Origin of the sequence: Providencia burhodogranariea DSM 19968, assembly GCF_000314855.2 — a bacterium.
GTDB lineage: Bacteria > Pseudomonadota > Gammaproteobacteria > Enterobacterales > Enterobacteriaceae > Providencia > Providencia burhodogranariea.
Map to the genome: position 1 here is coordinate 63,854 of NZ_KB233224.1, position 18,933 is coordinate 82,786.

The 18,933-nt window shown below is 39.4% G+C and carries 19 protein-coding genes and 1 pseudogene; 4 read left to right on the top strand and 16 right to left on the bottom strand.

Translation table 11 applies throughout. The features are described from left to right. Nucleotides 1-21: 21 nt before the first annotated feature. The 9 genes from OOA_RS14345 to ppiA form a co-directional block, all read right to left on the bottom strand. Entirely contained in the window at nt 22-876 is an 855-nt protein-coding gene (locus OOA_RS14345) for a tagatose bisphosphate family class II aldolase (protein ID WP_008912875.1), read from the bottom strand. Between the two features lie 9 nt (nt 877-885). Continuing rightward, nucleotides 886-1,320: a PTS galactosamine/N-acetylgalactosamine transporter subunit IIA gene (agaF, locus tag OOA_RS14350; RefSeq protein WP_008912876.1), complete on the bottom strand. Its 435-nt coding sequence runs from the start codon at nt 1,318-1,320 to the stop codon at nt 886-888. 11 nt (nt 1,321-1,331) lie between these two features. Beyond that, entirely contained in the window at nt 1,332-2,225 is an 894-nt protein-coding gene (locus OOA_RS14355; RefSeq protein ID WP_008912877.1) for a PTS system mannose/fructose/sorbose family transporter subunit IID, read from the bottom strand. Next, on the bottom strand, nt 2,215-2,997 hold the full coding sequence (gene agaW, locus OOA_RS14360) for a PTS N-acetylgalactosamine transporter subunit IIC (RefSeq protein WP_008912878.1): 783 nt from the start codon (nt 2,995-2,997) through the stop codon (nt 2,215-2,217). Before agaW ends, OOA_RS14355 begins: the two co-directional genes overlap by 11 nt. Before the next feature lie 10 nt (nt 2,998-3,007). Then, nucleotides 3,008-3,490: a PTS N-acetylgalactosamine transporter subunit IIB gene (agaV, locus tag OOA_RS14365; RefSeq protein ID WP_008912879.1), complete on the bottom strand. Its 483-nt coding sequence runs from the start codon at nt 3,488-3,490 to the stop codon at nt 3,008-3,010. A 14-nt stretch (nt 3,491-3,504) separates the two neighbouring features. Then, nucleotides 3,505-4,659, bottom strand: a complete 1,155-nt coding sequence (locus tag OOA_RS14370; RefSeq protein ID WP_008912880.1) for an SIS domain-containing protein — start codon at nt 4,657-4,659, stop codon at nt 3,505-3,507. Next, on the bottom strand, nt 4,656-5,951 hold the full coding sequence (locus OOA_RS14375) for a D-tagatose-bisphosphate aldolase, class II, non-catalytic subunit (RefSeq protein ID WP_008912881.1): 1,296 nt from the start codon (nt 5,949-5,951) through the stop codon (nt 4,656-4,658). Before OOA_RS14375 ends, OOA_RS14370 begins: the two co-directional genes overlap by 4 nt. 196 nt (nt 5,952-6,147) lie before the next feature. Next, nucleotides 6,148-6,921: a transcriptional repressor AgaR gene (gene agaR, locus OOA_RS14380; RefSeq protein WP_008912882.1), complete on the bottom strand. Its 774-nt coding sequence runs from the start codon at nt 6,919-6,921 to the stop codon at nt 6,148-6,150. Between the two features lie 445 nt (nt 6,922-7,366). Further along, nucleotides 7,367-7,939, bottom strand: coding sequence for a peptidylprolyl isomerase A (gene ppiA / locus OOA_RS14385; protein ID WP_008912883.1), 573 nt, complete (start codon nt 7,937-7,939; stop codon nt 7,367-7,369). Between the two features lie 837 nt (nt 7,940-8,776). On the opposite strand from ppiA, the gene OOA_RS14390 reads away from it, so the two are divergent. The 3 genes from OOA_RS14390 (at nt 8,777) to yihA (ending at nt 11,384) form a co-directional block, all read left to right on the top strand. Beyond that, nucleotides 8,777-10,084 (top strand): inositol phosphate phosphatase SopB, encoded by a 1,308-nt coding sequence (locus OOA_RS14390; protein ID WP_008912884.1) that lies wholly within the window; start codon nt 8,777-8,779, stop codon nt 10,082-10,084. Nucleotides 10,085-10,124: 40 nt separating this feature from the next. Next, nucleotides 10,125-10,472, top strand: a complete 348-nt coding sequence (locus OOA_RS21025) for an inositol phosphate phosphatase SopB (protein WP_051040860.1) — start codon at nt 10,125-10,127, stop codon at nt 10,470-10,472. Between the two features lie 294 nt (nt 10,473-10,766). Then, complete coding sequence (gene yihA, locus OOA_RS14395) at nt 10,767-11,384, top strand: ribosome biogenesis GTP-binding protein YihA/YsxC (protein ID WP_008912886.1); 618 nt, start codon at nt 10,767-10,769, stop codon at nt 11,382-11,384. 108 nt (nt 11,385-11,492) lie between these two features. Here the strand turns inward: yihA and spfP are convergent, their stop codons facing one another. Both spfP and OOA_RS14400 read right to left on the bottom strand, forming a co-directional pair. After that, entirely contained in the window at nt 11,493-11,540 is a 48-nt protein-coding gene (spfP, locus tag OOA_RS21430; RefSeq protein WP_438361642.1) for a small protein SpfP, read from the bottom strand. Between the two features lie 387 nt (nt 11,541-11,927). Continuing rightward, nucleotides 11,928-12,690 (bottom strand): annotated as a pseudogene (locus OOA_RS14400) (SDR family oxidoreductase). A gap of 273 nt (nt 12,691-12,963) precedes the next feature. Here OOA_RS14400 and OOA_RS14405 point away from each other — a divergent pair. Beyond that, nucleotides 12,964-13,992: a LacI family DNA-binding transcriptional regulator gene (locus OOA_RS14405; RefSeq protein WP_008912890.1), complete on the top strand. Its 1,029-nt coding sequence runs from the start codon at nt 12,964-12,966 to the stop codon at nt 13,990-13,992. A gap of 84 nt (nt 13,993-14,076) precedes the next feature. Here the strand turns inward: OOA_RS14405 and OOA_RS14410 are convergent, their stop codons facing one another. The 5 genes from OOA_RS14410 to OOA_RS14430 all read right to left on the bottom strand — a co-directional run bounded on the left by OOA_RS14410 (nt 14,077) and on the right by OOA_RS14430 (nt 18,782). After that, nucleotides 14,077-15,060, bottom strand: coding sequence for a bifunctional glyoxylate/hydroxypyruvate reductase B (locus OOA_RS14410; protein WP_008912891.1), 984 nt, complete (start codon nt 15,058-15,060; stop codon nt 14,077-14,079). A 12-nt stretch (nt 15,061-15,072) separates the two neighbouring features. Further along, complete coding sequence (locus tag OOA_RS14415; protein ID WP_008912892.1) at nt 15,073-16,353, bottom strand: MFS transporter; 1,281 nt, start codon at nt 16,351-16,353, stop codon at nt 15,073-15,075. Between the two features lie 9 nt (nt 16,354-16,362). Next, nucleotides 16,363-17,355 carry a sugar kinase gene (locus OOA_RS14420; RefSeq protein ID WP_008912893.1) on the bottom strand — a complete coding sequence of 331 codons (993 nt, stop codon included), beginning with the start codon at nt 17,353-17,355 and terminating at the stop codon, nt 16,363-16,365. A gap of 4 nt (nt 17,356-17,359) precedes the next feature. Next, the gene (locus OOA_RS14425) at nt 17,360-18,109 is read right to left on the bottom strand and encodes a sugar phosphate isomerase/epimerase family protein (RefSeq protein WP_008912894.1); all 750 of its coding nucleotides are present in this window, start codon (nt 18,107-18,109) and stop codon (nt 17,360-17,362) included. 388 nt (nt 18,110-18,497) lie between these two features. Then, nucleotides 18,498-18,782 (bottom strand): YrhB domain-containing protein, encoded by a 285-nt coding sequence (locus OOA_RS14430; RefSeq protein ID WP_008912895.1) that lies wholly within the window; start codon nt 18,780-18,782, stop codon nt 18,498-18,500. Nucleotides 18,783-18,933 lie beyond the last annotated feature (151 nt).

The following is an 18,933-nucleotide window of genomic DNA, read 5'->3' on the forward strand; positions in this document are numbered from 1 at the left end:
AGGGAGATAAACTGATGGTACTTACAGCATAGCTGCACTACCACATATCTTAATTTTATCCTCGACGACTTTACGCATCGCGTCTTTGCCCGGTGTAATATATTTACGAGGATCATTAGCATCTGGATGTTCGGCAAAATGGGCTTTAACCGCGTCTGCAAACGCAATTTTTAAATCAGTCGCGACATTCACCTTACACACGCCAAGAGCAATTGCACGCTTAACCATTTTTTCCGGAATACCTGACGCCCCATGTAACACGAGCGGAATATCCACCTGCTGCTTAATCGCCGCTAAACGTTCAAAGTCGAGATGTGGCTCCCCATGATACAAGCCATGTGCAGAACCAATTGCAACCGCTAACGAATCAATACCTGTACGTGTAATGTATTCTTTTGCCGCCATAGGATCAGTATAGAAGCTATCTTGACCATCAACGACTAAATCATCTTCTTGCCCACCTAATCGGCCCAACTCAGCTTCGACACTAACATCATAGTTTTGGCAATATTTAACTACGCGTCTGACTGCTTCAATATTTTGTTCAAATGCAAAATGAGACCCATCAATCATAACCGAACGGATACCTGAACGGACTTTATGACAAATGTCATCATACTCTTCATGATGATCTAGATGCAGGGCGATAGGTAAATGGTTAACCCGCGCCGCTTGATGGCAGATCGAGACAAGATATTCGAGCCCCGCATAGGTGAAGGTGCTCGGTGTCCCCGCCAAAATAACGGGGGATGCCATTGCTGCTGCCGTTTCAACGACAACTTGTACCGTTTCAAGATTATGGACATTGAAGGCAGGCACCGCATATCCACCTCGTTGCGCTTTTTTCAGCATTTCACGATTCGAAATTAAATACATGGTGCCTCCTCAAATTCCATCATCATTAATAATTGTCTGCTTTTCACGCTGCTGTTCATGCCATAAGCTGGTTAAACCGCGATGACCACATTCCAAAGCCATATCTCGAAACTCAACCGCTGACATTCCATCACGCTCTAACATCATTTCTGCTGCCATTTGCATATTGGTACCGGTAACCACTTGATAGTTTAGATGTTCTAGCACTATCAATGAAGCCTGTCGAAACGGTGAACCACCGAGTAAATCTGTTAAAAAAACAATACCTTCCCCCTGATCGCACCGTTGACAGGCGACTTTCAACGCTTGATTGAGTGTGTCAGTACACATGCCTTCTGGAAAATCGATGGCAATGCACTGATCCTGCGGCCCAATGACTTGCTCGACTGCTTGCAATAAGCCGCTGGCAAAGCCTCCGTGCCCTGTTATCACGACACCTAACATTGACTAACTCCTTATAAGAACCCGATCAACTTACCCAACACACCAAACACGACCGTCACACCAATCAATTTCACGGGTGAAAACCCTTTTTTCATCAACCAATACACCAATAGCGTAAATCCTAATGGCAGTAGGTTTGGCATCAGCTTATCCAAAACATCCGTTTGTAATGCCACCTTAGCCTCACCAGCGGTCATGATTAATGGTGTGGATAAATGCACATACGAAGCCACCAATGCGCCAATCACCGTCATACCGACAATAGAGGCGGCATGAGAGATATTTTTGGTGTGTGTTTTGAGCATAGCGATCGCTTTGGTTCCGGCTCGATAACCATAATGAGCAAGCCCGAAACGTACAGCAAAATGCACAGCGTTAAACATTAGTAAGAAGATAATTGGCCCAAATAAGCTACCTTGCAAAGCCAATGAAGCGCCGATCCCAGCACAAATCGGTAGTAGCGTTAGCCAAAACAGCGCATCACCGATCCCTCCTAAAGGCCCCATCAAGGCAATTTTGACTGCACGAATCGTCGAAACGTTCTCTTTGCTACGTTCCATTGCTAGCACTAATCCAGATAGGAACGTCACATCAAATGGATGCACATTGATGAACTCCATATGCATTTTCATCGAGTTAGATAAGTCTTCTGGCTTTTTGTGGATCTTACGCAGTGCCGGGATTAGGGTATAAAGCCAACCTCCTGCCTGCATACGTTCATAGTTAAAAGAGGCTTGAAGTAATAAGGAACGCAACGCCATGACATTAATATCACGGTTAGTCAGGTCGGCGGCAGGTTCATTATCAAGATAGTCATCTCTGTCAACTTGGCTGGTGGCCAATGCTTGAGCCATATGTTGCTCTGCTTTTGCGGCCAGCGTTTCATCATTATCATTAAATCCCATCATTCATCTCCTGCGCAGCTTTCGGTGAGCCACCGTTATCATTATTGTCGTTACGAGTCCGGTTGAAGAAGTCAATCAATGCAATTGCAAATGCGCCGAGTGCGACAGCAATAATCGGCATATGCAGGAAAGTCACAGAAATAAAACCAAGGATAAAGTAGGCGACATAGGTTTTTTTCATCATAATTTTCATCAGTAATGAGAAGCCGATTGCAGGCATCATTCCACCCGCCACCGCTAGGCCATCTAACAGCCATTGTGGTGCTTTCTGTACCATGGCACTTGCCGCCTCAGCACCGAAGTAAATCGGTAAGAATGCAACAATAAAGTAGAATAAAAACAAGATTAAAATGCCAAAATAGTTCACCCGTTCAATACCACGCCAATTGAGGTTTTTCACCATCTCGTCGCACTTATGCATCATGGGTGAATAGAGTGTAAACAGCAGCGTGATACAACCTTGTACTGCGATAGAGAAGGGAACCGCTATACCAATGGCGACTTTCGGATCAGCATGCGTCATGATGGCGAACGTGGTTCCAATAATACTACCAATGACGACATTAGGTGGCTGAGCGCCTGCCAGTGGTACCATTCCCATCCAAACCAACTCTAAGGTTCCTCCAACTAGCAAACCCGTTTTTACATCTCCTAAAATTAATCCGACGATTGGGCCAATAACGATGGGTCTATGGATATGTGTGAGGCCGTTAAATAAATCGACCCCCGCGATCCCCGCAAGTAAAGCGATTAGTAGTGCGTCAGTCAGCATGCTGACCTCCTTAGCTAATTAGCTTAGAGACAGATTCACCTGCCTCATCCGGTACACGACGAATTTCACAAGTGATCCCTAAATTTTCTAATTCGCGGAACGCATTAACATCGCCATCATCCACGGAGACCGTTTTATGAATTTGTTTTTTTCCGTCAACGAAATGCATATTGCCAACATTGACAAATTTGATAGGAACCCCACCCTGAACTAAAGTGAGTACATCTTGAGGCGTTTTGCAGACGATGAAAATCTTCTGTCGATCTGCGGCTTTGTGGATCACATCAATGGTTTTTTGCAGGGTAAAATAACGTGTTTGTACGCCTTCAGAGACCACCATATCCATTAACGATTGTGCGACAGGATCAACCGCAGCTTCATCATTTGCGACAACAACTAAATTTGCCCCTAGCGAATTAGTCCATGTCACGCCAACTTGGCCATGAATTAAACGATTATCGATCCGAGTCATTAATATATTTGGGATAGACATACTCACTCCTATTCTTATTTTGTCGATTGGTAAGAGTACAGCTGCACACCTTGTACAACTCGGTTAACTTCACCCGTTGGGCAGGGGTTATCCGGCGATAAGCCATAAGTCAGGGAGGTTTCAAATGCTAAGAGCTGTAAAAAGATAAGATAAGGAAACATAAGCCATATATCGCTAAGTTGACTATCTAACTTAATCGCCCGTTCCAATGGCAGACTACTCAATGCCACAATCTGTTTTGCCAATTCATCCTGCTTTAGCTCGTTCAGTAAATCGATATCGTAACGACGGCAATATTCTTGGGCCGATAGCATCACAATCACCAATGTATCTTTATCAATCATAAACTTAGGGCCATGCCGAACACCTAATGTTGAATCGAAACGGGTTGCTACTTTTCCAGCCGTTAGCTCCAACATCTTCAACGCGCCTTCTTCTGCAATACCGGTAAAGCAGCTTGAACCTAAAACGACCATTCGTTTAAAACCAACTTGGGCTGTCGTTTGGATTAAAGGTAACCATTGTGGAATGTTTTTTTCGACTAGCGTTGCAATCTCTTCAACCTGCTTAGCTGCTTGGACGAAGTTTGGTTGGCCAAATAGCAATAGCGTTGCAAGCGTCATACAGCTAAAGCTGGAGGTCATGGCAAAACTGCGGTCATGAGAACCTTCAGGCATAATCAATGAACAAACATTACTTCTGCCCTCAGAGTAACGAGCGAGCTCACCTTCTGGGTTGCACGTCAGCATCAAATGATAAACGTCATCGAGTAACTCATCAGCGAGCGCTATCGCGCCAATACTTTCAGGGCTATTACCTGAACGCGCATAAGAAACCAATAAAGTAGGCTTGTGTGGATTGAGATATTGCCACGGTGTTGGCACGATATCAGTAGAGGCATAAGCGTGGACATCCAATCCGCAATGTTCACGTAACCAAGGTGCGATGGCTTTACCGGCAAAGGCTGAAGAACCTGCCCCACACAATACAATCTGTAAGTCAGGCTTTGCCAATAACGCCGTTAAAAATGGTTGCCAAATGGCTGATTTGGTTGCCAACTCCTGATAAAGCTCACGCCATAAACGAGGTTGATGAGTGATTTCTTGTGCAGTAAACAGAGCACCCTTTTGTTCCAACCATGACGGCGAATACGACAATATTTCCTTCATGATACAGCTCCTTCTGGTTGTTGCTCACACGCTAATGCATATTGCAGTAATACCGTTCGGACTTTATCCATTACCCAAGCTTTTGGATCATTAGCTAAGTCCCCTACTTTTATGGCTTCAGCTTGCTCAGGTAAGTACTGGCTTAACATAGAAAGTGGAATTGGGTTTTGGCGTAAATTTTCGAGTAATTTACTTACCGCTTTTTCAACCTCAGGCTCTGCCCAGTAATAACGAATTCGATCACTTAAGCTGTACTGCCTATCAATGTATTGCTGGTGAGCACTTCCTTTGTAGTAAGGACTCCAACGTTCAGGTTGTTCATGCATCACTTGCTCTAGCGTTTCATGTAAGTGCGCGGCATTACGCTCACCATTCCATTCTCGATCCAGTTTATCGAGTGCAAATAACCCTTCGCGTAAGGCAAAGGTCAACGCTGGACCTACTTTTAAGATTGCGAAATGGTCATGAACCAACTGACGATAAGCGTCTAGTGCTTGATAATCTGTGGAGTGAGCTTCATAAACTAGGTAGGGAACTGTTTCGATAAACTGACTTAATGCTTTTGCTTTAACAGGAAGATAATGTTCGACATTGTGATGATCGAATTCAACGCCGGGTTGAACTACAAGCGCAATGACACGAGGCCAAACCTCCGTCAAACCAAGCTGTTGCCATTTTTTCTGGTGGGTAGCTAAGGTTATTTTAGCGGCGTCTGGTGACGTTACTTGCATTCCTTTCATCGATTCTTTTGCACCACCCGGCACAGGAACTTCCGTTCCGATAACATAAACAGGCGCTTCACCACCATATTCTTGCCAACTGCGCTCTGCGATTTGACATAATCTTGCTGCACGAGAAGCGACCTCTTCATCGCTAAGTGGAGTCGGATCATCAGCACATGACATTGAGCAGTCGAGATGAATTTTACGGAACCCAGCGGCAACATAGTCGTAAATTAAGGTTTCAGAAAGTTGCATCGCTTCGTCAGCATTGCGATTTTGCCATACGTTAGGCCCAAGGTGATCACCACCTAGCCACACTTTTTCACGTGGAAATTCAATTTTATCGGCAATTTTCCACACCATTTCACGAAAATCCGCAGGAAGCATCCCTGTGTATCCACCGAACTGATTCACCTGATTTGAAGTTGCCTCAATCAGTACTGAAGAATTGCGCTCTTTAGCAAAACGAATCGCACTTTCCAATACCCAAGGATGTGCAGAACACACAGAATAAACGCCAATTTTCTCACCTGATTTATGGCGATGAATCACCTGTAATAGCGGCTGCATAATATCTCCTGATAACACCGATACGATTCTACCTGCTATATCTCAAGCTCCTGATTATTGGCTATACTCAGCTACCCATGTCGCATAATTATCTATGCTCCATAGGATATCCTCGGCTTGCCATCTAACGTGCCACTCGAAATATTTTGCGTATAAAAACGTTGCGTTTTTAATTAAGAATTAAAATAGATATGCCTTATTCATCGATAACAATGACATCTACACCAAATGCAGTCAGTGACTGACGATAATGCAGTGGAATACGGCTATCTGTGATAAGTCGATGGATCTGTCTCGCTTCACGTATTAAACAAAAACTTTTACGTCCAAATTTTGTCCCGTCTGCTACCGCAATAATTTGATGTGCAACATCACACATCACCCGATTAAGATGAGCTTCACCACTATTTGGTGTGGTAATACCTGCTTCAAGATCAAAACCATCAACCCCGAGAAACAGTGTGTCAAAACGGTATTGGGATAATTGCTGCTCTGCAGCAGGTCCATATAAGGAATAGGAGTTTTTGCGGACATGACCGCCAAGAACCATGACATCTACGCTGTCGAAACCGGCCAGTTCGTATGCGATATTGAGAGCATTGGTCATCACAACCAAATCTCGGTGATGTTTCAAAAAGGGAACAATTTCTGCCGTTGTTGAACCTGAGTCAATAATGAGAGAATCCCCATCATTCACAAATTCCGCTGCTTTTTTAGCAATACGGGTTTTGATTTCTCTGTCCATCCGTCCTTTAACTTGTAAAGGCCGATCAAAGGCAAATTTATGGTTAACCATCGCGCCGCCATAAGAACGCAAGGCACAGCCTTTTTTTTCCAAATAACGTAAGTCATTGCGGATCGTGACGCAAGAAACTGTAAATTGCTTGCTCAATGCATCAACTCGAACACTGCCTTCTTGGCATAATATATCCATTATGCTTTCACGCCTTTTTACGGTATCTGTACTCATTGCACACACTCCTAAAACATCATTTTGTCATTGCAATTTACCTGCTAACAACATATTTGCATTACAACAGAGTGTGCGAATTGAAAATGTGATCTTTGTTAAAGTTCATTTTTAGAGCAAAATCAGCTCAAAAATCTTTCATTTCCATTCAAATCAAAAGCATCACCTTTCATTTGATTAACTTACTTATTGGATACGAATGCCCACCCGATGCAGATGTCCATATATCCGAGTGTATTAATAACGAAACCATTAAGAAAAAATACAAACAAAGATATTTTCAGAGCGCTCAGTGATATAGATCACAAAAACAGAATTAAGTAAAAACACCTGACTTGTAATACAACATAAAATAGACGAGAAATAGATAAAAAAGACGAGAATAAAAGAAGAGAATAAAAGAAGGGAAGTGGGTAAATACAGATGCTCTACCCACTCAATAATACTAAGGTTTTTTGATCACTTCGGCGGAAATAATTGAAATCGGTTCAACAGGAACGTTTTGGTAAGGACCTACGTTTTCTGTTTTTACCTTTGAAATCTTATCAACCACATCCATACCTTTCACGACTTTACCAAATACCGCGTAACCAAAGTCACGTTGACCATGGTCTAAGAAGGCGTTATCAGCAATATTAATAAAAAATTGGCTCGTCGCACTGTCTTTATTTGAAGTACGCGCCATAGAAATCGTTCCACGCAAATTACGTAACCCGTTATCAGCTTCATTTTTTACTGGAGCGCGAGTTTGTTTTTGCTGAAGATCTTTGTTAAAACCACCGCCCTGAATCATAAAACCGGGGATAACGCGGTGAAATGTTGTTCCGTTATAATAGCCTTCATTTACATACTGTAGAAAGTTTTCAGTCGTTACCGGAGCTTTTTTATCATTAAGTTCTAATTCGATATTACCCGCAGAGGTGACTAATTTAACATAGGTTTCACCAGCAGAAAATGCCAGAGAAGAAGCGCTAATTGCGCAGACTGCCAATAAAGGCACAAAAATTCGTTTTAACATTCAAGTTCCCTTTCATTGTAGCTAACAAACTTATTAACCCACCAATTCTAGAGCGAAGCTAACGATATTACTAAAGATTTACCTTTATTTACGCCAAAATCAAAAAATATCAAGATATCGTTTATACTACTAGAAAAAGCACATGGTTCTCGAAACCAGCTCCATGAAAGTCATGTTACGGTACAACAACTTGAATTTATTGCGTAGAAATTAAAATCTTACTTATCTTACTTATATAGTTACACTATTTTAGGTATTTTAACCCATAACTGTTCATAACTGCTTTATCAGATATACTTTGAGCTGTTCGGTGTAAGGTTATACAACTTTATGTTTTTTTCATAAAAAACCTTTAGTTCTACTAGCTAAATCATAATTCATATAATCTACAACAATATGATAAACATTAAGATAATAATAATCTATCGATTTGAAATATAAGGTTTTTTAATTAAAAATCTGTAATGACATTCAAATTCAGCGAGCTAAATATAGGATTAGCTCTCCATCAAGAATGATGTAAAGTAAAAATATCCATAATTAGTTCATAAACAACACTGTTTATTTTTCATACAATGAAATGAGGTAACATGACTCTTTTGTGAAGAAGAACAATTAAATTCAAAATAAAAAAGTATAATGCTATTAGTTAATTCATATTTTAACGTTATGAATTCATTGATTTGAGTGACATCACATCATTTCATATCTTTTCTTACCTTTTCATCTAAATATTAATTATATTGGTATTAATTTTTTGATGTCCCGGCCTTATATTAATTTAAAGAATAAATTTTAAACAACGAGTATAAAGCCCACTCTCTATTAGGAAGCATAATGAACAGTAAAAATTTCAATACGATAACTTCAGCCGTTTATACTCAACGTTTACCATTTAATACACAACCTATAAAAATTAAAAATCAGCCATTATTAAAAAACATAAAATCAACTAATAATACTACTTCCTCAAGAGATTTTTCACTAATCCATAATTTAATGAAGTCGATTGATTTTAGTTCAAAATATAGCTATCCGGAAAAAATCATAAGAAGCCAAAATAGTATTATTAATTATCAAAAGGACCTAATTGAAGTAGCAAAGGTAGTTTTAATAAAATCAGGAAATTCAGATGGTATTTTAAATGACATCTCAATAAAATTAAGTGATTCTGTTCCCGCTGAAGATAGATCCGTAAAAAAACATGAATTATCAGCTGTAAAATCATTTAAAGATAGATTAATTAAAATAACTTATCATGAAATTAAATCTAATAATGTTCAGAAAAACCATATATCACTTAAAAAAAATAGTGAAACCTTTAATAATGAATTAAAAGCCTTTATGAATAATAAAGAATGGAAAACAATTAATACTAAAATTAATTACAATAACACAAAATATCCATGCACATTAATTCCAGCTTCGCAAATGAAATTCAATAGCTGTGAACAAGATATTTTTCATGGCCAAAGCTATAATAATAAAGGTATCAGTTCTAAATCTAGTGATGAAGTGACTCATGCAGTCAATTTATGGATCTCAGATATTCAAGATGATAAAAAAAACTCATTATTTACAGGCATTCGTCATGGTGTTTTATCGCCTTTCGCACTTGCAAAAGGAAGTCAGGAGCGTAAAGAAGGAGCTAAAAATCGAGCTAAAGAAGTTGTGATGGCAGCGTTATTTTCTCAACCGGACCTATATAAAAAAGCATTAAATAATGAAACTGTTGAGTTAAAGCTATCCTCAACCTCTTTACTAACTAATCGTTGGGAAGAGGCTAATATGATAAAAGATCAAGTCTCTGCTTGGAAAGATTTGGGCGAAAATAATGTTATTAAGCTTAATGTCAGAAATGAAGATGGCCAGTTACAGGAAGTTAAAGTTAAATTAGATGTTGCTATATTTAACTTTGGGGTTAATGAAATCGCTCTAAAACTTCCATCATCACAAAAAAAAATGCAGGAATTAAATTCATTAGGCCTCACTAAACTATTAGGTGATGACTTTTCAAATAGCTCAAAACTAAATGGTTGGGTCGGTGATTATTTATCTAAAAACCCAGATCTACCCAATAAAGAAAAAATAATAATTCTTAGTGAGCAAGTAAAAACAATATGGAATAAAAAAAACACACCTTAAAGATGGTAATGAACCCTATAAAATAGCACAACGCATCTCTATGCTATCTCATGAGATAGGTGTTGTCCCCTGTTGGAACTGTAAAAGTGGTAAAGATAGAACAGGAATGCTAGATACGGAAATAAAACGTGAAGTAATAAAAGTACATCAAGGTCATAGTTTGAGTAAACCAGGACATAAATTAAGCAATAATGAAAAAAAATTACTCCAAGAAGTCTTAATGCATAGTGGTAATTTTGAAATACAAAAACAAAATACAGGTGTTGGAGGTAACAAAGTGATTAGAGATCTTCCTCTTATTTTTAAACCAATTCAATTATCATATAAAGAACGTGTTGGTGATAATTTCATTTGGAAAAAAATTCAAGGGCTTTCTTCTATAGTTTAATACAACAGTTATAATTAAATGATCTTGTTGACTCGTTAATACAACATAAAAATATTTATTTGATTAATTCCTTTAAAATCATTGTATATCCCACCATTAAGTTCATTTGATTAATATTTAGCGAGAATTTTTTATTTTACTCGCTAAATTCAATTTTTTGATGCCTACTTTATTCATCTTAAATGCATTATCATCATAATAAGAGATTTACTACGGATAATTATAACTTTGTTTGTTCGCCGTCAGTCGCTATAATCGCACAGCCTTAAAAGGCAAACTCAGGGAGAACGACCAATGACAATCAAAAACCATAACTACCACATGACAAAATTTGTCATCAGTGCACCCGATATCCGTCATCTACCTAAAGATACAGGTATAGAAGTTGCCTTTGCAGGCCGCTCCAATGCGGGAAAATCCAGTGCTTTAAATGCACTAACACAGCAAAAAGGCTTGGCTCGTACCAGTAAAACACCAGGTCGAACTCAATTAATCAACTTATTTGAAGTTGAAGATGGCATTCGTCTCGTCGATCTACCTGGTTATGGCTATGCTGAAGTACCAGAAGAGATGAAGCGTAAATGGCAGAAAGCGCTGGGTGAGTATTTACAAAAAAGAGAATGTATTAAAGGGTTAGTGGTGTTGATGGATATTCGTCATCCACTAAAAGATCTTGATATGCAAATGATAGAATGGTCTGTTGCGATGGAAGTGCCTGTTTTAGTGCTACTCACTAAAGCGGATAAATTAGCTTCTGGTGCGAGAAAAAAACAGCTGCTCGATGTGCGTCATACGCTTGAAGAACTTGGTGGAGATGTAGAAGTAGAATATTTCTCTGCACTGAAAAAAATCGGTATTGATAAATTACGTATCAAACTGGATAACTGGTATAGCACACCCGTTGAATCCTAATCTTTCCTTGTGCGTCTATTCTGGCGCACAATAATAATGTTCTGTTAATTTCCCAAAATTTAGATAAAAAAATGCTCCAATCAATATATTGACTGGAGCAGCTAATATTCAGCTAAATCCGATTACGTGAAGTAAAAGGTCTGAAAGATAGAACATCTTACCTCTGTACCCTACGTCGTATACTTTACTTGATTTTCTGTGCAAAAAAAAGCTTTTGTGTAATTTTTTTTCACTGCTTACTACGATTCAGCGAATAAAACATCGTTAAAAACACCAAAAAATGTATTTTTATTACATATTTATGAGAGCTAAGTCGCATTAATATGTAATGTAAATTTTTAAATTAAGAAAGAAAAAAAGGGAAATATGAATGCCTAACATACAAATCGCTCATAAAGCGAACTGCGTGTTATCTTTGATACACCAGAACAAGTTGTAGGCATAAAGTAAAATTTATAGTTCATTGCAAGGATGACCTAATGCAATATAGCTTCCCTACAAACTTTGTCTTATGGGCTTAATGCTTTGATCAATGATAAATCGTTATGAAACTGTTTCGAGTAATACTGCACCACCATCTACCACGATAGTTTGTCCTGAAATATAGCTTGCCGATTTTGAAGCAAGAAATATCATCGCTGAAGCGATATCTTCGCCCTCACCTAAGCGTCCCATCGGGGTCGCTCTTGCAATATTTTGATTGAGTTGTTCATCCCCTAGGTTTGCCATGGTGGCCGTACGGATCATTCCTGGTTCAACACTATTAACCGTAATTCCATAAGGTGCGAGTTCCAATACCATAGCCTTGATAAACCCATTCACTCCGGCTTTAGAAGCCGCATAATGAGCCAATCCCGGATAAGCTACTTTTGGCCCGGTCACTGAAGATGTAATCAGAATGCGCCCCCTCCTTGTTTCTTCATTAATGGCTGGGCAGCTTGTGCCAAATAAAAAGGAGCCATTAGATTCACATTCACGTTTTTTTGTAATAAGGCTTCATCTATTTGCATAAATTTTGTCAGTGAACCACAATATCTAATCGTTGATATTCATGTTCTATCTCTGTAACTAATGAATTAATCTGCTCTAATTGGGCACAATCGCACGCCTTTGCTTGCACCTTTAAACTTTGTTCTGTTAGCAACTTTGCTGCATCAATTGCTCTATTTAGCTGTAAATCAGCAATAATCACCTTCGCCCCTAATTGAGCAAAAGCTTCAACAATCGCCAGACCAATACCTTGAGCACCGCCTGTCAACAATACAACTTGCCCATCAAACGCACTTGTAGAAAAGGTATTTTTAATCATCATTTTTTCCTCAGAATTAAATTGCTGGCTACCTATCGACTGTTCGAATGGAGCAAGGAAGCTATTCAGTATCTTCAGATAAATCGATTGAGAACCGCAATCGTTCTGAGGGCGGAGGAAAAGAGAAAAGGTGAGGATGTATTGAATTTATCACATTTAGATATCAGGTTAGGTTGATTTGTTATCGGGTACGCAATCCATTCGGTGATATGGATATTTTAAGGTAACATAGCCCCTATGAATACACATGATACTTCCCTGGAGCATTGAGTGAGTCATGTTTCCAAAACTTCGCGTTCTGCAACCATAAGTGATGTTGCAGCAAAAGCTCGCGCTGGTAAAACCAGTATTTCACGCTACTTGAATGGTGAGTTTCATCTGCTATCTGATGATTTGCGTAAACGAATTGAGATTGCGATCAGTGAGTTAAATTATCGTCCCAATCAGATGGCACGAAGTTTAAAGCATGGTCGAACCGGATTGATTGGTTTGATCATTGCAGATATTAGTAATCCTTATTCGATTGAGGTACTAAAAGGCGTTGAAGCAGAAACCATGAAACACGGTATTATGACCGTGCTGTGTAATGCTAATAATAGTATCAAGTTAGAGTGTGAATTTATCCATTTGCTGAAAGGGTATCGAGTTGATGGTTTGATTATTAATTCCGCAGGTATTAGTGAGGAATTTTTAGATGCTTTAAAATCTACCACATTACCATTTGTATTATTGGATAGAAAAGTTAAAGATTTTCCGTGCGATATGATCGGTTTGGATAACCCACATTCTGCAAACATGGCATTTAATCATTTGTTAGATCAAGGGTTTGAGGCACTCTGTCTTATTACTGAGCCAATTGCATTTGTCAGTGCTCGTCAGGAACGCTTGGCAACATTCGACCATTTTCTTTCTCAAAACCCTCAAGTCAGGGGAGAAAGCCATCAAATTAAATTACCAAATGAACAAGAATTAGAAAATATTATTACTGATTTTTGTGGTCGCCATCGCGGTATGCGCAAAGCTGTTATCGCGGCAAATGGCGTATTAACGTTACAAATTGCCCATGTTTTAAGCCATTTAGGGTTGCGTTGGGGAGCTGATATCGGTTTTCTGAGTTTTGATAATTTAGAATGGGCCGCTTTAGCAGGTACTGGGATTACTTCTGTTTCACAGCCGACAGCAGAAATGGGGCGAAAGGCTGTTGAATTCCTTCTTGATCGATTAACCAATCCTGATAAAAAACCTGAACAGCATTTATTTAATGGTGAATTGATTATTCGAAAATCGACAACGCTTTGATTGTTACTTTTGATCGTCAATTCAAATAGCCGGAACAATGTTCCGACTATTTGCTAGCTAATCATTTATGTTATTACTTTATCATTACCGAGTCGTGCAACCTGCGGTTGGGTTAATACAATTTTTACTGGTATCTCCGTTCAATGCGGCGATCAAGTTATCAACAGCACATACCACCATTGCGTGGCGAGTTTCATGTGTCGCCGAACCAATATGTGGTAATGCGACAACATTAGGTAATGATAATAATGGTGATTTTACAGAAAGAGGTTCTTCCTCAAACACATCTAAACCAGCACCACAGATCACACCTTCTTGTAATGCCTCAATCAAAGCTTTCTCATCAATGATTTTGCCACGTGAGCCATTGATCAAAAATGCACTATGTTTCATTTTATCGAGCTGTTCTTTACCAATAAATTTTTCTGTTTCAGGTGATAATGGTAAAACAACACAGACAAAATCAGATTCAGTTAAAAGTGTGTCTAACTCACAACGCTTTGCATTGAGATCATGTTCAGCCCTTTCGTTAACGCTATGATTGTAATAAAGTACTGACATGTTAAATCCAGCCGCAGCACGCTTTGCAACGGCATAACCGATTCGCCCCATCCCTAAAATACCGATGGTTTTTCCATGAACATCAGAACCGTAAAATTCAGGACCAATACTTTTTGTCCACTGACCCGCTTTGACCATTTCAGCCATTTCAACAGCACGCCGTGCGGTGGTTAAAATCAACGTAAAGATGGTATCTGCCGTTGTTTCAGTCAACACACCGGGTGTATGCATTAAATAAATTCCGCGTTCCGTCATTTCTGAAATCGAAAATTGATCAACACCGACTGAAATTGTGGAAGCCGCTTTGAGTTTTTGAGCGATATCTAAGTAATCCGTTGTTATGGGATAACTCGCCCCGATAATACCGTCCGCCTCTTTGAGTGCACGAATAAAATCAGGTCGATTAGCGTCATTTATTCCATCAAAATATGTCAAATTAAAGTGGCTTTGCAAACGTGCTAACTGATCATCAGGAATTTCTTTATATAGGATCACGTTTGGTTTCATTGCAATCTCCTGTTATGCATTTTGCACGGTTGAATTTGGGCTCTTTTGAGCTGCATTTGGTTTAACCACGATAGTCAAGATCACCGAAATAAATAAGGCGATGCCCATAAACATATACGATGCACTTGGGCTGCCTGTTGCCCCATTTAAATAGCCAACAAACCATGAACCAAAGAATGAACCTAATGCCCCCATGCTGTTAATCAATGCCATTGCACCACCCGCAACGTTTTTAGGTAGCATTTCAGGGATGATAGCAAAGAATGGACCATAAGGTGCGTACATTGCCGCGCCTGCTATCACTAATAAACTGTATGAAAGCCAGAAGTTAGAGCTACCGAGTAGATAAGAACCGAGAAAACAAATCGCACCAATTAAGAGCATTGGCCATACAAATAATTTGCGGTTATTCATACGGTCTGATAACCAAGAAACTAATATCATTGCAAGTGTTGCAGCAAGATAAGGAGCGGCGGTCAGCCAACCTGTTGCAACCATTCCGAGATTTGATGCGTCTCGAATAATTGATGGTAACCAAAGTACAAAACCATAAACACCGATACTCCAACAAAAGTATTGTCCGCATAGCAGGATGACATTTTTAGATTTAAAGGCCTCACGATAATTACGAACCGGCTTAATATTTTTTTGTTCTTCAGCCAAAATATTAGTAAGGTCATCTTTCTCTTTTTGACTTAGCCAATTAACCTGACTTGGTTTATCACGCGCTGTTTTCCACCAGAAAAACGCCCATAGAACCGCGGGTAAACCTTCAATGATAAACATTTGGCGCCAGCCGAATGCTTGTATTAAATAACCGGAGAGTACTGACATCCACAGCACAGTGACTGGATTACCTAAAATCAAAAAGGTATTTGCTCGTGACCGTTCGGATTGTGTAAACCAATTACTAATATAGATAAGCATCGCAGGCATTACAGCCGCTTCAGCAACCCCTAAGCTAAAGCGAATAATCACCAACATAGGAATATTACTGACCATACCGGTCAAGGTCGCTAATCCACCCCACAGTAAAATGCACCAGAAAATAAGCTTACGAACACTGCGTTTTTCGGCATATATGGCACCGGGAATTTGAAAGAAAAAATACCCTAGGAAGAATAGCGATCCTAAAAGTGATGACATGCCTTTGGTAATACCGAGATCCTCGTTAATACCAGCAGCAGCGGCAAAACTGTAGTTTGCACGATCCAAATATGCCAGACTATAGGTGATGAAGACAATCGGCATGATACGCCACCAACGGGAGGCTGCGGCAACTTTAGTGTTCATAGATAATCCTCAATCTAAACGCGTTGTAGTTTTAGTCTGGCTTTGTGCCATCTCATGACGTAAAGCTTGTTTTGTTGGCAAACCTTCACTATCTCCAATAACTTGAATTGCACGAGCACCAATAAAATTGCCTCGACATACCGCGTCATGAAAAGATTCACCTTCTAATAATGCACTAATCACACCGACGGCAAATCCATCACCCGCGCCAACCGTATCGACAACATTGTTCACATAGATAGCAGGAACAACACCTTGTTCATCCGATGCTGTTTTATAGTACGCACCATGCTCACCCGTTTTGATAATGACGGCTTTTACACCTTCATTGAGATAAAAATCTGCAATCGCTTCCGGCTGTGAATGGCCAGTTAAAATCAATCCTTCTTTCAATCCCGGTAATACCCAATCGGCAGCAAAGGCTAGCTTGTTCAATTGCGAGACCATGGTTTGCTCTGAATCCCATAACGTTGGACGAAGATTAGGATCAAAGGAAATTGTTTTACCTTGAGTACGCATCCAATGTGCTGCGTGAGCTGAAAGTTCATAAGAGGTCGGAGAAAGTGCGGCAGCGACTCCACTCAAATGCAAATGGCGTGCTCGACCAAAATAGTTCTCATCAAAATCTGCTATTGATAAATGACTGGCAGCAGAACCTTTACGGAAATACTCCACTTTGGGATCGGTTCCATTTTCTGCTTTAGATTTAAGCTGAAAACCTGTTGGTAGATTAGAATCAATGGCGACAGCTTCACGATTTACATTTTCCTGATCAAGGGTTGCCAGAATAAAGCGCCCAAAAGAATCATTACCTAAACGGCTAACCCAACCACTTTTTAAACCAAGACGAGAAAGACCAATAGCGACATTCAATTCAGCGCCTGCTGCCCGACGAATAAAATGCTCTACGTTATGTAATTCGCCAGATTCAGTAGCAACAAACATCATCATCGCTTCACCGAGAGTGACGACATCTATGTTGTTTTTATCTTGAATATTCATTGTGTTAAATATCCTTTAACTGGTTGACATAATGCTTTGTTACCGTAATTAAATCATGAGCGACTAATGGGAACTCGATACCATATGGAACATTTTTCGGTAGTATTGATAACACCTTTTTCCAGTTACCATCGCTATCATCCAGCGCAATTGCGACTCGCTTATTCTCTTTTTTCTGGCTTTCTTTAACATGTATATAGGCAACAAAAGGTGCGAAGGTTTGTGCTGCGATGAATGCATCTTCGTTATGCCAGTGCCAATTTGCCATATCAAACGTCATTTTAATCGGTAAGTTTATCGCCTTAACTTCATCAAAGAATGTGACAAGCGGAGCGATATGGCCACCTTCAGGCGTTTGATCATTTTCGATGACCAGCAGTACGGAAGACTGAGAGAGTACAGAATGTAATTCATTCAGATCATACTGAGAAGGTAGCTCACCCAACGACAGTTTAAGAAAGCGTGCTCCCAAACGCGCTGCGTCCTGTAGGCTATTTTGCACTAATTTTAACGCAATCTTTCCAGATTCATCAAAAAGCGCACGTGGAACCGAATAGGCGGAAATTAACCCTAATTGCTTAATTTTCAAGGCTATTTCATCTATTTCATCATTGCTTGTTAATAGCTCCTGGCGGATTTCAACACCATCAGCACCACTTGCTTTGATTATTTCTAACAATGCGCTTTGCCCACCTAATTGAGCAACAGTGTCATTACCATAAGCCGATGTGACGACAATAATTTCTCTGGTCATAATGTATTCCTTTCTATTTCTTGGAATACATTATGGAACCGGTTCCATAATGTATTCCATCTCAACTATTCAAAAGCTTGAGCGAAATCACTGATCCACGATGAGCAAATAGATATTTTCTGACTGCCATCACATCTTTTATGAGTTAATTGAAAAGTATTAAATGTGATGTTTTTTTAATCTTCTTCTGCGCTTTCTGTTTACCAAAATTACATTCAGCTTGTGTTATCTCGACTTTCTTATTGACGGTTGATAGCTGCTACGCATTAGGTTTGATGTGTGAAGGGAAGCATAAAAATGGAGGAGTGCGACCGCCTAAAGAAGGAATACTAGGATCTTGATCCAAGATATCACTTTGTCAATTACAAAATAGTCATAACGATAATAACTACATTTTATTTTGTACTATCTTTTGTTCTTCATAATCTTGCAGATATTTACCTAAAGAGAATTCTGTTCCTAACTCATGTAGCTCCCCCGTATCTTTATCTATGATAAAAGGCGCATTTCCAGCAAGTTGAGCTGAGTTCTCCCCTGTTTCCAGATATTCCTTTGACTGAAAACAAAAAAACCATCCTTCAGAAAAACGTCCCAACTGCGTGATGACTAATGGAATATCTGTATTCTTTAAATATTCGTTCGCTTTTTTTATCGCATCATCAAAAGTTATCATTAATTCATTCTCAATGATTAGAAAATTAATTTATATCGTTATTCGATTATTACTTTAGTAATAAAAAAAGTGACAAATTGTCACTTTTTTTATAGAAAAATCGCAAATTAGTGGGCTTCATCCCAATTATCGCCGACGCCTACATCAACTT

Bases quoted from the DNA above. Each gene is read 5' to 3' on its own strand.
- agaF (WP_008912876.1), bottom strand. From the start codon at position 1,320: ATGTTAGGTGTCGTGATAACAGGGCACGGAGGCTTTGCCAGCGGCTTA.
- OOA_RS14345 (WP_008912875.1), bottom strand. From the start codon at position 876: ATGTATTTAATTTCGAATCGTGAAATGCTGAAAAAAGCGCAACGAGGT.
- OOA_RS14355 (WP_008912877.1), bottom strand. From the start codon at position 2,225: ATGGGATTTAATGATAATGATGAAACGCTGGCCGCAAAAGCAGAGCAA.
- agaV (WP_008912879.1), bottom strand. From the start codon at position 3,490: ATGTCTATCCCAAATATATTAATGACTCGGATCGATAATCGTTTAATT.
- yihA (WP_008912886.1), top strand. From the start codon at position 10,767: ATGACAATCAAAAACCATAACTACCACATGACAAAATTTGTCATCAGT.
- OOA_RS14430 (WP_008912895.1), bottom strand. From the start codon at position 18,782: ATGATAACTTTTGATGATGCGATAAAAAAAGCGAACGAATATTTAAAG.
- agaW (WP_008912878.1), bottom strand. From the start codon at position 2,997: ATGCTGACTGACGCACTACTAATCGCTTTACTTGCGGGGATCGCGGGG.
- OOA_RS14415 (WP_008912892.1), bottom strand. From the start codon at position 16,353: ATGAACACTAAAGTTGCCGCAGCCTCCCGTTGGTGGCGTATCATGCCG.
- OOA_RS14375 (WP_008912881.1), bottom strand. From the start codon at position 5,951: ATGCAGCCGCTATTACAGGTGATTCATCGCCATAAATCAGGTGAGAAA.
- OOA_RS14390 (WP_008912884.1), top strand. From the start codon at position 8,777: ATGAACAGTAAAAATTTCAATACGATAACTTCAGCCGTTTATACTCAA.
- OOA_RS14370 (WP_008912880.1), bottom strand. From the start codon at position 4,659: ATGAAGGAAATATTGTCGTATTCGCCGTCATGGTTGGAACAAAAGGGT.
- OOA_RS21025 (WP_051040860.1), top strand. From the start codon at position 10,125: ATGCTATCTCATGAGATAGGTGTTGTCCCCTGTTGGAACTGTAAAAGT.
- ppiA (WP_008912883.1), bottom strand. From the start codon at position 7,939: ATGTTAAAACGAATTTTTGTGCCTTTATTGGCAGTCTGCGCAATTAGC.
- agaR (WP_008912882.1), bottom strand. From the start codon at position 6,921: ATGAGTACAGATACCGTAAAAAGGCGTGAAAGCATAATGGATATATTA.
- OOA_RS14420 (WP_008912893.1), bottom strand. From the start codon at position 17,355: ATGAATATTCAAGATAAAAACAACATAGATGTCGTCACTCTCGGTGAA.
- OOA_RS14410 (WP_008912891.1), bottom strand. From the start codon at position 15,060: ATGAAACCAAACGTGATCCTATATAAAGAAATTCCTGATGATCAGTTA.
- OOA_RS14425 (WP_008912894.1), bottom strand. From the start codon at position 18,109: ATGACCAGAGAAATTATTGTCGTCACATCGGCTTATGGTAATGACACT.